Origin of the sequence: Bacillus sp. GZB (genome assembly GCF_001975995.1) — a bacterium.
Lineage (GTDB): Bacteria > Bacillota > Bacilli > Bacillales > Bacillaceae > Bacillus > Bacillus velezensis.
Genome location: NZ_MTQG01000016.1, coordinates 989,745 through 1,002,563, shown reverse-complemented (window position 1 = coordinate 1,002,563; position 12,819 = coordinate 989,745). Strand labels below are relative to the sequence as shown.

The 12,819-nt window shown below is 44.4% G+C and carries 11 protein-coding genes and 1 rRNA gene; 4 read left to right on the top strand and 8 right to left on the bottom strand.

Annotated features, from left to right (window positions below; genetic code table 11):
• From BXO87_RS10900 to dnaA, 8 genes are all read right to left on the bottom strand, one after another.
• A 16S ribosomal RNA gene (locus BXO87_RS10900) occupies positions 1-411 on the bottom strand; the annotation flags it as partial.
• A 299-nt stretch (positions 412-710) separates the two neighbouring features.
• Positions 711-3,170, bottom strand: a complete 2,460-nt coding sequence (gyrA, locus tag BXO87_RS10895) for a DNA gyrase subunit A (RefSeq protein WP_032875298.1) — start codon at positions 3,168-3,170, stop codon at positions 711-713.
• A gap of 215 nt (positions 3,171-3,385) precedes the next feature.
• Positions 3,386-5,302, bottom strand: a complete 1,917-nt coding sequence (gyrB, locus tag BXO87_RS10890; RefSeq protein ID WP_007409911.1) for a DNA topoisomerase (ATP-hydrolyzing) subunit B — start codon at positions 5,300-5,302, stop codon at positions 3,386-3,388.
• 56 nt (positions 5,303-5,358) lie between these two features.
• Entirely contained in the window at positions 5,359-5,604 is a 246-nt protein-coding gene (remB, locus tag BXO87_RS10885; RefSeq protein WP_004392908.1) for an extracellular matrix regulator RemB, read from the bottom strand.
• A 17-nt stretch (positions 5,605-5,621) separates the two neighbouring features.
• Positions 5,622-6,734 (bottom strand): DNA replication/repair protein RecF, encoded by a 1,113-nt coding sequence (gene recF, locus BXO87_RS10880; RefSeq protein ID WP_007409910.1) that lies wholly within the window; start codon positions 6,732-6,734, stop codon positions 5,622-5,624.
• A gap of 15 nt (positions 6,735-6,749) precedes the next feature.
• A complete protein-coding gene (gene rlbA / locus BXO87_RS10875) occupies positions 6,750-6,965 on the bottom strand; it encodes a ribosome maturation protein RlbA (protein ID WP_004392910.1) in 216 nt (71 codons plus the stop codon).
• A gap of 134 nt (positions 6,966-7,099) precedes the next feature.
• Positions 7,100-8,236, bottom strand: coding sequence for a DNA polymerase III subunit beta (gene dnaN / locus BXO87_RS10870; protein ID WP_014416704.1), 1,137 nt, complete (start codon positions 8,234-8,236; stop codon positions 7,100-7,102).
• Positions 8,237-8,420: 184 nt separating this feature from the next.
• Entirely contained in the window at positions 8,421-9,761 is a 1,341-nt protein-coding gene (gene dnaA / locus BXO87_RS10865) for a chromosomal replication initiator protein DnaA (RefSeq protein WP_007409908.1), read from the bottom strand.
• A 622-nt stretch (positions 9,762-10,383) separates the two neighbouring features.
• Here dnaA and rpmH point away from each other — a divergent pair.
• The 4 genes from rpmH (at position 10,384) to jag (ending at position 12,571) form a co-directional block, all read left to right on the top strand.
• A complete protein-coding gene (rpmH, locus tag BXO87_RS10855) occupies positions 10,384-10,518 on the top strand; it encodes a 50S ribosomal protein L34 (protein WP_003178075.1) in 135 nt (44 codons plus the stop codon).
• A gap of 154 nt (positions 10,519-10,672) precedes the next feature.
• Positions 10,673-11,023: a ribonuclease P protein component gene (rnpA, locus tag BXO87_RS10850; RefSeq protein WP_004392944.1), complete on the top strand. Its 351-nt coding sequence runs from the start codon at positions 10,673-10,675 to the stop codon at positions 11,021-11,023.
• 160 nt (positions 11,024-11,183) lie between these two features.
• Positions 11,184-11,933: a YidC family membrane integrase SpoIIIJ gene (gene spoIIIJ / locus BXO87_RS10845; protein ID WP_007409906.1), complete on the top strand. Its 750-nt coding sequence runs from the start codon at positions 11,184-11,186 to the stop codon at positions 11,931-11,933.
• Positions 11,930-12,571 (top strand): RNA-binding cell elongation regulator Jag/EloR, encoded by a 642-nt coding sequence (gene jag, locus BXO87_RS10840; RefSeq protein WP_020958121.1) that lies wholly within the window; start codon positions 11,930-11,932, stop codon positions 12,569-12,571. Before spoIIIJ ends, jag begins: the two co-directional genes overlap by 4 nt.
• Positions 12,572-12,819: the final 248 nt, after the last annotated feature.

The window sequence follows — 12,819 nt, the reverse complement described above, 5'->3', positions numbered from 1 at the left end:
ACGCGGCGTTGCTCCGTCAGACTTTCGTCCATTGCGGAAGATTCCCTACTGCTGCCTCCCGTAGGAGTCTGGGCCGTGTCTCAGTCCCAGTGTGGCCGATCACCCTCTCAGGTCGGCTACGCATCGTTGCCTTGGTGAGCCGTTACCTCACCAACTAGCTAATGCGCCGCGGGTCCATCTGTAAGTGGTAGCCGAAGCCACCTTTTATGTCTGAACCATGCGGTTCAAACAACCATCCGGTATTAGCCCCGGTTTCCCGGAGTTATCCCAGTCTTACAGGCAGGTTACCCACGTGTTACTCACCCGTCCGCCGCTAACATCAGGGAGCAAGCTCCCATCTGTCCGCTCGACTTGCATGTATTAGGCACGCCGCCAGCGTTCGTCCTGAGCCAGGATCAAACTCTCCGATAAAGTAGTTTGACTGACTACGCACATCGCTGTGCGATTTATTTAAAACTTTGAATTAACAGGTACGTTTTGTCTTGTTTAGTTTTCAAAGAACTTTTTCCACTTCTCTCGAAGCGACCTCTTAATCATAACATTTTCAGTTTGCTAGGTCAATACTTTTTTAAAAAATATTTTCGCTAGGCTTGCCTTTCTATTAAAAAGACAACAAAAATGATTATATCAGCATCATCACTATGTGTCAAAGCTTTTTTTCATTTCTTTATATAGTAAAAGCGCAGCTGTAACAGGCTGCGCTTTTACGTTTATACTTCTTCCGTTTCTTCCGGCTCTTCTTCATTCTTTTCCACAAGCGCCACAGTGGCTACATGCTCTTGATCAGACATGCGGATCAGACGGACGCCTTGTGTTACGCGTCCCGTAGTGGAGATATCATTAATATCCATTCTGATTAACACGCCGCTTGCCGTAATAATCATTAAGTCCTCTTCGCCTTTTGTTGCTTTCACGGTTACTAACGGACCGTTGCTGTCAGTGATTTTACATGTTTTAAGGCCTTTTCCGCCCCGGCTTTGAACTCTGTATTCTGAAGCAGGTGTGCGTTTGCCGTAGCCGTTTTCTGTCACTATGAGGACGTGGGAGTCTTCTTCAAGAATCTCCATGCCTACAACGACATCATCGTCTGTCAGCGTGATGCCTTTAACACCCGCAGCTGTGCGTCCCATTTGTCTTACATCTTCTTCAGGGAAACGGATCAGCAAACCGTTCTTCGTTCCGATGATGATTTGTTTCTTGCCGTCAGTCAGGCGGACGGCCATCAGTTCATCGTCTTCCCGGAGACCCAGGGCGATCAGCCCGTTATTCCGTATATTCGCAAACTGGGACAGTGCCGTACGTTTCGACACCCCTTGTTTGGTCGTAAAGAAGAGGTATTGCTCTTCATCAAACGTGCTGACCGGAATAATGGCATTAATCCATTCGCCTTTTTCAACTTCCAGAAGGTTAATAATCGGAATGCCTTTTGCCGTACGGCCGTATTCAGGGATTTCATATCCTTTAGAACGGTATACCTTCCCTTTATTAGAGAAGAACAGGATCGTATCGTGCGTTGATGTGGAAATTAAGTGTTCCACAAAGTCATCTTCATTCGTTCCCATTCCCTGTACGCCTTTTCCGCCCCGTTTTTGGCTGCGGTATGTGGACGCCGGGAGACGTTTAACATAGCCGTTATGGGTCAATGTGATGACGATGTTTTCTCTCTCGATAAGATCTTCATCTTCAATTGTTTCAAGACCGGACGTCACGATTTCAGTGCGTCTCTCATCATTGAAACGCTCTTTGATTTCATTGAGCTCTTCACGGATGATCTCAAGAACTCTTTCTTCATTGGCTAAAATATCTTTCAGCTCGGCGATAAGCGCAACAAGTGATTGATATTCCTCTTCAATCTTTTCGCGCTCCAGACCGGTTAATCGCTGAAGGCGCATATCCAGAATGGCTTGCGCTTGTTTTTCAGTCAGTGAGAATTGTTCGATCAAACCTGTTCTCGCAATTTCAGCCGTCTGGGAACTGCGGATAAGAGAAATAACAGCATCTAAATGATCGAGAGCGATTCTTAAACCTTCCAGAATGTGAGCTCTCGCTTCCGCTTTGCGAAGTTCGTAAGCCGTTCTGCGCCGGATCACAATCTTTTGGTGATCAAGATAATGCTCCAGACATTGTTTCAGGCTTAGTACCTTCGGCTGTCCGTCAACGAGCGCCAGCAGGTTGATTCCGAAAGACGTCTGCAGGGCCGTTTGTTTGTACAGGTTATTCAAAATGACGTGAGCATTGGCGTCACGGCGGATCTCAATGACGATTCTCATTCCGTTACGGTCGGATTCGTCACGCAGATCGGTAATTCCTTCGATTTTTTTGTCCCGGACAAGATCTGCGATTTTTTCAATTAATCTCGCTTTGTTCACCTGATAAGGAAGTTCTGTGACAATAATTCTTTCTTTTCCCGATGATGTCTCTTCGATTTCAGCCTTAGCCCGGATCGTAATGGATCCCCGTCCGGATTCATATGCCTTGCGGATGCCGCTCCGGCCCAAAATCTGACCTGCAGTCGGAAAATCCGGGCCCGGGATGTATTCCATCAGCTCCTGGTTTGTAATCTCAGGATTCTCACTTACGGCAAGCACGCCTTCAATGACTTCCCCAAGCTGATGCGGAGGAATATTTGTCGCCATTCCGACCGCAATACCGGCAGCTCCGTTTACGAGCAGATTCGGAAATCTCGAAGGCATGACGACAGGTTCTCTTTCTGCGCCGTCATAGTTATCTTGATAATCAATCGTATCTTTCGTAATGTCCCGGAGGATTTCCATTGCGATTTTTGACATTCTCGCTTCTGTGTAACGCATCGCGGCCGCTGAGTCGCCGTCAACCGAACCGAAGTTGCCGTGTCCGTCAACAAGCATGTAGCGGTAGTTAAAATCCTGCGCCATTCTGACCATTGATTCGTAAACCGCTGAGTCACCGTGCGGGTGGTACTTACCGATAACTTCACCGACGATACGGGCAGATTTTTTATATGGTTTGTCACTGGTCATGCCTAAATCATTCATTGCGTACAAAATCCGCCTGTGAACCGGCTTCAGACCGTCACGCACATCCGGAAGCGCCCGGGATACGATAACGCTCATTGCATAGTCCAGGAAGGATGTCCGCATTTCCTGACTGATATTGACTTCACGTACTTGTGGTGTGTTTTGTTCACTCATTAAAAAAACCTCCCTGAAGTATCACATGAAATAATGTGGGAGTAGATTGTCCATTATGATCTTCAATACGATTTCACTATTCTCCATTATATCAATAAACTTGTGTTTATACACATTAATTTAGTAGAATATACGGGTTTTACGGGTTTTCAGAGGCTTTAGAAGCCGCTTTGAGAAAAAAGCCTTATTTCTTAACGAAAATAAGGCTTTCTTGGTTAAATATCAAGATTTTTCACGTATCTGGCGTTTGCTTCTATGAAGTTTCTCCGCGGTTCTACTTTGTCACCCATCAGCATTTCAAAAGTCTCGTCAGCGTCCATTGCATCTTCAAGATTAACTTGCAGAAGCGTTCTGGTCGCAGGGTCCATTGTCGTTTCCCAAAGCTGAGTCGCGTTCATTTCTCCAAGACCTTTATAACGCTGGAGGCCGGGCTTAGGTGATTGCGGAAGTTCTTTTAACAGCTCATCAAGCTGCTTATCATTATAAGCGTATTCCACCCGTTTTCCCTGCTGCACTTTATAAAGCGGCGGCTGGGCAATGTAGACATAGCCGTTTTCGATGATTTCCCGCATGTATCTGTAGAAGAACGTTAATAAAAGCGTTCTGATGTGGGCGCCGTCAACATCGGCATCCGTCATGATGACCACTTTATGATAACGCGCTTTTTCAAGATTAAAATCTTCTCCGATTCCTGTTCCGAGGGCCGTGATCATTGATCTGACCTCATTGTTTGAGAGAATCTTATCAAGTCTGGCTTTCTCAACGTTCAGAATCTTACCGCGCAGCGGCAGAATGGCTTGGAAATGACGGTCCCGTCCCTGTTTCGCTGATCCGCCCGCAGAGTCACCCTCTACGATATACAGCTCGGAAATGCTCGGATCTTTAGAAGAACAGTCCGCCAGTTTGCCCGGCAGATTGGAAATCTCAAGCGCACTTTTGCGGCGGGTCAATTCCCGCGCTTTTTTCGCTGCCATCCGCGCTCTTGCGGCCATTAAACCTTTTTCAACGATTTTGCGGGCTGAGTCCGGATTTTCAAGAAGGAATGTTTCCAGCGCAGAAGAAAACAGCGTATCAGTGATCGTTCTCGCTTCGGAGTTGCCGAGCTTCGTTTTCGTCTGACCTTCGAATTGCGGATCAGGGTGCTTAATTGAAATAATGGCAGTCAGCCCTTCTCTCACATCATCCCCGCTTAAATTCGGATCATTTTCTTTGAAAATCCCTTTTCTTCTTGCATAGTCGTTTATGACACGGGTCAGACCGGTTTTAAATCCGGCTTCGTGCGTGCCGCCTTCGTATGTGTTGATATTATTTGTGAAAGAATAAATATTGCTTGTATAGCTGTCGTTGTATTGCAATGCAACTTCAACCGTTATGCCGTCTTTCTCGCCTTCGATATAAATCGGCTCTTCATGAACGACTTCTTTGGAACGGTTTAAGTACTCAACATAGCTTTTGATTCCGCCTTCGTAGTGGTACTCGTTTTTCCGTTCTTGTCCTTCACGTTTGTCTTCAATCGTGATGTTTACGCCTTTTGTCAGGAAGGCCAATTCCCGGACACGATTTGAAAGCAGGTCATAGTCGTATTCGGTTGTTTCTTTGAAAATTTCCGGATCCGGAACGAAGTGCGTAATCGTTCCGGTCTTATCAGTATCACCGATCACTTCAAGATCGGCCACAGGTACACCGCGCTCGTACGCCTGATAGTGGATTTTTCCGTCACGATGAACCGTAACGTCAAGAGTGGTCGACAAGGCGTTTACGACAGATGCCCCTACACCGTGAAGACCGCCGGATACTTTATATCCGCTTCCGTCAAATTTACCGCCGGCGTGGAGAACGGTCATGATGACTTCAACCGCAGGGCGGCCCATCTTCTCCTGGATACCGACCGGAATTCCGCGCCCGTTGTCCTTAACGGTAATGCTGTTATCTTTTTCAATCTCGATGTTAATATCTGTACAATAACCGGCCAGGGCTTCGTCAATACTGTTGTCGACGATTTCCCACACCAAGTGGTGAAGGCCTTTGCTGTTAGTTGATCCGATGTACATCCCCGGTCTCTTTCGAACAGCTTCCAAACCTTCTAATACCTGTATCTGATTCTCATCATAACTATTTTGCTGCTGTTCCATAGCCATGCACATTCACCTACACTTTTCTTAAACGATATATTCATTGTAAAGATCCGCTAAGAATCTATTTCTAACATAAATTGCGCACGTTTCTTCAGTGTGCCGGAAGATAAGGGAGAGTAATATATATTCTCAGTCGTGACTACGATAGACTTTGGCGTGCCGTTTACGGACGGCACTACTTTTTCTTTCTGTCTGTCCAGAAATTCTTCAACGATCGGCGATACATTGACCTTGCAGTCAAAAATGCCGACGATATCGCGTGTTGAAACGACAAAGTCGTCACCTAAATGAATATACAATCGCTCACCTCATTTCTTCACTTCACTAACGTACCGTTTTCCACACGGAACATTCCTGCTTGATGTAAGGTATCGTGGTCAATGCCATCCACGCTTGTCGTGGTGACAAATGTCTGCACACGGCCTTGGATCGTATGAAGCAAATGGGACTGTCGGTAATCATCCAGCTCGCTTAGTACATCATCCAAAAGTAAAATGGGGTATTCTCCGATTTCTTCATGAATCAAATCTATTTCGGCCAGCTTCAAAGACAAAGCCGTCGTACGCTGCTGTCCCTGCGAACCGTACGTCTGCACATCGCGTCCGTTCACATAAAAAAGGACATCATCCCGATGCGGTCCGAATAATGTGACGCCTCGTTCTATTTCTTTTTCTTTTAATTTCGAAAAAGACTCCTGGTAGCTGTTACCTATTTTCGACAAATCTTTGGGATCTGATACATCAAGCGCCGTGTGGTACTTAAGCGTCAGTTCTTCAAGTCCCCGGGAAATGCCGGAATGGATCGGCTGCGCCCATTTTTCAAGCTGCGCCGTAAACTGCAGACGTTTGGCGACAACTTTTGCGGCTGCTTCAATCAGCTGATCAGTGAGAACGTCAAGCATGGTCCGGTCAGTCTGTTTCCGGCTTTGCAGCTGTTTCAGAAAATGATTCCGCTGTGAAAGGATTTTTTGATAAAGAGATAAATCATACAGATAAACGGCAGAAACCTGCCCGATCTCCATATCGAGAAATCTCCTCCTCACCTGGGGGCTTCCTTTGACGAGATTTAAATCCTCAGGGGCAAACATAATGGTGTTCAGCGCTCCGACATACTGACTGAGTTTTTGCTGCTCTATATGATTGACCTTGCCCTTTTTACCTTTTTTGGAGATGACAAGCTGCATCGGGATGTCCCCGTTTCGCTTCATCACTCTTCCTTCTATTTTAGCATAGTCTTCGTCCCACCGTATAAGTTCTTTGTCATTTGAGGTGCGGTGTGATTTTGCCATCGAAAGGACATAGATGGCTTCCATCAGATTGGTTTTGCCTTGGGCATTTTCCCCGATGATCACATTCACCTTGTTTTCGAATTGAAGCTCAGCGCGCTCATAATTACGGTAGGATGTTAATTCTAAATTTTGGATATACAACCGCTGTCACCCGCTTTAATTGACGACTTGAAATGAACCAAATCCTTCAATCGCGACCACGTCTCCAACGTAAAGCTTTCTGCCGCGGCGATTGTCAGGTTCATTGTTGACAGTCACCTCATGCTCGCTCAGAAACCACTTCGCCATGCCGCCGGACTGAATCACATCGGCTAATTTTAAAAACTGGCCAAGCGTAATCATTTCTGTATCAATCGAAATCGGATTTGCCATAATATCGACCTCTTTCAAATATCACTAATATCTAATTGTACTAAAAAATCCTGAAATAAGGAAAGGGAAAACTTGAGGGAGCGGCTGATGAATAGAAAAGCTGCCGAACTAAGCCGGCAGCACATTCTGTTTGATTAATACGTTCTGACCGGAAGGATGAGCTGAACGATGGTTTCATCATTCGGCGTACGGATAAGAAACGGTCTCATCGCTCCCGTAAAACTGATACGGATGTCCGCTCCTTCAAGTACTTTCAGTGCGTCCATCATATATTTTGGACTGAATGAAATATTTAATTCCTCGCCGTCAATCTGGTCAGCCAGCACAGCTTCGACCACTTTCCCGATTTCCGGAGAATTTGATGAAATCTCCAGCGAATCCGCCGGTTTGGCAGAAAGCTTTACAACGTTGTTGCGGCCTTCTCTCGCCAATAAAGAAGCACGGTCTATCGCCTGTAAAAATTCCTTCGTGTTCACGACGATTTCCGTTTTGCTTTCCTGCGGAATTAAGCTGGTCGTGTCCGGATAGTTTCCGTCAAGCAATCTTGAGAAGAACAATACGTTTTTCGCTTTGAACAGAACTTGGGTTTCTGTAATGACGATATCAACCAGTTCTTGGTTGTCATCAAGAATTTTGCTCAGCTCGGTTAAGCTTTTCCCGGGAATGACCACGTTATAAGAGCTGTCTTCCGGAATATCAAGCTTCGCCTTTCTTAAAGCGAGTCGGTGGCTATCGGTGGCAGTGCATAATAATTCACCGTTTTCGACTTTCCAGTTTACACCTGTCAAGATAGGGCGTGTTTCTGAGGCGGACACAGCGAACACGGTTTGGCGGATCAGGTTTTTCAAAAGATCCGTCGGAATCTGAATGGCGTGATGCTCTTCGATTTGCGGCAGATGCGGATATTCATCTGCATCAAGGCCGTTTAAATTAAATTCGGCTTTTCCGGAACGGATAATCGTTAAATATTGATTTTGAACTTCAATTTCAACAGTCGCCATCGGAAGTTTTTTAACAATTTCGCTGAAGAAACGCGCTTGCAGCACGATACTTCCCGGCTGATCGATCGTCACGATTTCTTTATCATCTTCTTCTTTCGGAATGAATGACTCGATTGAAATATCAGAGTCACTTCCCGTGAAAGATACTCCTTCATCTGAGGCGACGATCTTAATACCGGTGAGAATGGGAATTGTGGTTCTGGATGAAACGGCTTTTAGAACGTCTTGTACACTTTCGACTAAACGATCTTTTTGAATCGTAAATTTCATGTTTATCCTCCTAACGGATAATATAATTAATATATTTTAAAAATAGCAGTAGTAATAGTAGGGCCTGTGGATTTGTGGATAAGTTGTGAAAAAGACAGGAAACACAGCCTATCCACATGTGGACAGACTGTGTATGGCTATGAAAAAGTTATTCACACTTTCCCCGATTCATCCGAGGGCACTATTATTTAAGCAGTTCTTTTATTTCTTTCACCTGCTGCTGAAGCTGCTCGTCATCAATCAGCAGTTTTGAAATCTTTTCATGGGCGTGAATGACGGTTGTATGGTCTCTGCCGCCAAATTCTTCCCCGATTTTAGGCAAAGAAGAATCCGTCATTTCTCTTGAAAGATACATCGCAATTTGTCTTGGGAACGCCACGGATTTCGTGCGCTTTTTCGCTTTGAAATCTTCAAGCTTAATGTTGAACTGCTGTCCGACAATCCGCTGAATCTCTTTTATCGTAATGACCTTCGGCTTAGAAGACGGAATAATATCTTTCAATGCTTCTGCAGCCAGGTCTGCGTTAATGTCTTTATTGATTAAGGATGAATAGGCGACAACCCGGATTAATGCCCCTTCCAGTTCGCGGATGTTGCTGTCAATCTGATTCGCGATGTAAAGCATGACCTCGTTCGGAATATCAAGACCTTCCGCCTTCGCTTTTTTTCTCAGGATGGCAATCCGCGTTTCCAGATCCGGCGGTGTGATATCCGTAATCAATCCCCATTCGAACCGCGAACGCAGGCGGTCTTCAAGGGTTGGGATCTCTTTCGGCGGTCTGTCGCTGGAAATCACGATTTGTTTGCTTTCTTCATGAAGCGTGTTGAATGTATGGAAAAACTCTTCCTGTGTTTGTTCTTTTCCGGCTAAAAATTGAATATCATCTATCAAAAGTACATCAACGTTCCGGTAGCGGTTGCGGAAATCAACGGCTTTATTATCGCGGATTGAGTTGATGAATTCATTTGTGAATTTTTCAGAAGACAGGTACACCACTTTGGCTGAAGGATTATGATCAATGACATAATGGCCGATCGCGTGCATTAAGTGGGTTTTTCCTAAGCCGACTCCCCCGTATATAAATAAAGGGTTGTACGCTTTAGCGGGTGCTTCCGCCACAGCCAGTGATGCTGCATGGGCGAATCGGTTTCCCGATCCGATGACGAATGTGTCGAATGTATATTTCGGGTTGAGCATGCTTTGGGGAAAATCAGACGGTTCCTCTTTTGCCGCTTTTTTCACTTGCGGTTTCGGTAAAAAGTTTTCTTCGTCCTGATTTTGAGGAATGACAAATTTGACGCTCAATTCTTCCCCGGTTAATTCGTATATGGTATCTGCAATGAGATGTAAGTACCTGGACTCCAGCCAGTCTCTGGCAAATTCATTGGGAGCGGTGATGGTTAAGGTATCCCCTTGCAGCGAATGGGCTTTCGTCGACTTCATCCAAGTTTCGAAACTCGGTTTGCTTAGCTTTTTCTCAATTTGAGCTAGAGCTTGATTCCAAAGATCCAATATATTCTCCATTATCCGGCACAGCCCTCCTTTTCTTTAAAAATCAGCGCCCTTTCCCTGTTATAGAACACAAAAAAAGAGCATATGGCTCTGACCATTCGTACACACGAAATGTTGAAAACATATAGTATAGTAGAAAAACAGCTTTTCGACAAATTCCACAAGTTGTGGACAACAATCTACACAAGCTGTGTGAAAACAATCCACAACTTATCCACAGTTTGTGGATAAAGAGAATGGGCTGGATAAGTAATTAAGAGTTAAAACACAAATATAATATCAAATTAAGCGAGGACTTGCAATGGTTCTCGTAATCTTATCCACAAACCTGACAACTTGTTGAAAAATCTTTGTCCACATGGGTTAGCAATGTGAAAATGTTGTCGATAACGACTGTGGATATTAAAAAAAGGCCAAAAAATTATCCACATGTCGTTTTTCCGGGGGAGCGCGGCTTTTTTTTTTGCGTTAAAAAAAGGAATATGAAAAATAAGGTTTCTAAACTGGTTAAGGTATGTTATCCTATTATGGTTGTAAGAAATAAAAGCACTGCTGAAGTTGACAATGAATAGGCAGCACAAATATAATAAGTAAGACTGTCTTTAACAGCTATTCCTCGAGGGAGGTGTCATAAATGAAAAGAACATTCCAACCGAATAACCGTAAACGCAGTAAAGTTCATGGCTTCAGAAGCCGTATGAGTTCAAAAAACGGTCGTCTAGTATTAGCACGCCGTCGCCGCAAAGGCAGAAAAGTATTATCAGCTTAGGCCACTGAATAATGTCAGTGGTCTTTTTTCACATTAAGAGAAAAGTGATGTCATGCGTCGCCCGGTACTGGAGAAATTTCTTCAGTATTCCGGCGGCCCGTTTTTTTTAGATAGAAATAAAAGTTTCTGCGAGTGAATATCGGAGTGAATTAAAGTGAAGAAGCGAAATCGGTTAAAGAAAAATGAAGATTTTCAAAAAGTGTTTAAACGCGGAACGTCTATGGCAAACCGCCAGTTCGTGCTGTATACGCTTGATCAGCCGAAACAGGAAGAGCTCCGGGTAGGGCTTTCTGTCAGTAAAAAAATCGGCAATGCCGTCGTGCGCAATCGGGTGAAGCGGTTAATCAGACAGGCTGTTCAGGAGGAAAAAGAGCTGCTCAAGCCGAAAGATTTTATTATTATCGCAAGAAAACCCGCCGGCGACCTCAGTTTTGAAGAAACGAAAAAGAGTCTGCAGCACTTATTCAGAAAAACCTCATTATATAAGAAATCTTCGTCAAAATAGCTCATATTTTGTTTTCTTCACGTTTTTAAAAGCGCTTCCTTTTATTTGGCGAAAAATGAACGCCATTTGAAACTGAAAGATGCTAAAATACATACAAGGTTCATAAAGATTGGTATAGGAGGAAACGTTCTTGAAAAGGAGAATATGGTTACTACTGAGTATGGTCGGTATGCTCGTGCTGCTGGCCGGGTGCTCGAGTGTGAAAGAGCCGATTACGGCGAATAGTCCGCATTTCTGGGACAAATATGTTGTGTATCCATTGTCAGAAGTCATTACGTACGTAGCGAAACTGACGGGCGATAACTATGGTTTATCGATCATCATCGTTACGATTTTAATTCGTCTGCTGATTCTGCCGCTGATGATCAAGCAGCTTCGAAGCTCAAAAGCAATGCAGGCGCTGCAGCCTGAAATGCAGAAGCTCAGAGAAAAATACAGCTCTAAAGATCAAAAAACGCAGCAGAAGCTTCAGCAGGAAACGATGGCCCTGTTTTCAAAGCACGGGGTAAACCCGCTGGCGGGATGTTTCCCGATCCTGATTCAAATGCCGATTTTGATCGGATTCTACCACGCCATTATGCGTACGCAAGCCATTTCACAGCACAGCTTTTTATGGTTTGACCTAGGAGAGAAGGATCCTTACTATATTCTTCCTATCGTTGCTGGTGTGGCCACTTTTGTCCAGCAGAAGCTGATGATGGCCGGAAATCCGACTCAGAATCCTCAAATGGCAATGATGGTATGGATTATGCCGATCATGATCATCGTATTTGCGATCAACTTCCCGAGCGCGCTTTCTCTGTATTGGGTAGTCGGAAACCTGTTTATGATTGCTCAGACATTCCTTATTAAAGGACCTGACATTAAACACGATCCGGAAACGCAGAAAGCGGGAGGAAAGAAAAAGTGAAGAAGGTGACTGCTGCGGGACGGAATGTCGAAGAAGCAGTTCAATCAGGCCTTCAGGAACTTCAACTGACGAAAGATCAAGTAGAAATAACGGTGGTGCAAGAAGGATACAAAGGGTTTTTGGGTATTTTTGGAAAAAAGAATGCGATCGTAGAACTGGAAGAGAAAAAAAATCCTGTTCATGAAGCGAAAGCGTATTTGGAAGAAATCATCCATTCCATTGCCGGACCTTCTGAGATTGTTACGGAAGAAAACAAGAAAACAGTCTGTTTTCACATTAAAGGTGAAAAAGCGGCGCTGCTTATTGGCAAAAGAGGACAAACACTCAATGCCCTGGAAACATTGACGCAGCTTGTTTTGAACCGCGGCTCCGGCCAGTATCGCCAAGCCGTTGTCGACGCTGAGAATTATCGGCGGAAAAGAAGAGAAATTCTGGAGCAGCTGGCAAACAGGCTGGCCAAGCAAGTGTCGAAAACGAAAAAAGATGTGCATTTAGAACCGATGCCGTCAGGTGAAAGAAAAATCATCCATGACGCGCTGTCAAAGCATCCAAATATCAAAACGTTTTCTACCGGTGAAGGCCGGTACCGCCATCTCGTTATTTCCCATAAAGATAGCAGAAAACCGAAGTCCGGGTAAAATCGGAACTTCGGTTTTTTTATTGGTAAAAATGGCTCTATTCCTAAGCAGAATCGCACTTTTCGCGTTTAAGTTTTTTCTTTTTCGGTCTATGCTGTTGATAAAAAAGGTTTTAGGAAATAAAATTAATTGTTATTCACATGTGGATAAGTTAAAGTAATAAGGGATGAATTTCTGCCTTTGTGGATAACGTATCTTCCACTTCAAACCAAACTATGTTATCTTTTAATTTTGGCGTAAATAAAATT

Bases quoted from the DNA above. Each gene is read 5' to 3' on its own strand.
- gyrA (WP_032875298.1), bottom strand. From the start codon at position 3,170: ATGAGTGAACAAAACACACCACAAGTACGTGAAGTCAATATCAGTCAG.
- gyrB (WP_007409911.1), bottom strand. From the start codon at position 5,302: ATGGAACAGCAGCAAAATAGTTATGATGAGAATCAGATACAGGTATTA.
- rlbA (WP_004392910.1), bottom strand. From the start codon at position 6,965: ATGGCAAATCCGATTTCGATTGATACAGAAATGATTACGCTTGGCCAG.
- dnaN (WP_014416704.1), bottom strand. From the start codon at position 8,236: ATGAAATTTACGATTCAAAAAGATCGTTTAGTCGAAAGTGTACAAGAC.
- dnaA (WP_007409908.1), bottom strand. From the start codon at position 9,761: ATGGAGAATATATTGGATCTTTGGAATCAAGCTCTAGCTCAAATTGAG.
- rpmH (WP_003178075.1), top strand. From the start codon at position 10,384: ATGAAAAGAACATTCCAACCGAATAACCGTAAACGCAGTAAAGTTCAT.
- spoIIIJ (WP_007409906.1), top strand. From the start codon at position 11,184: ATGGTCGGTATGCTCGTGCTGCTGGCCGGGTGCTCGAGTGTGAAAGAG.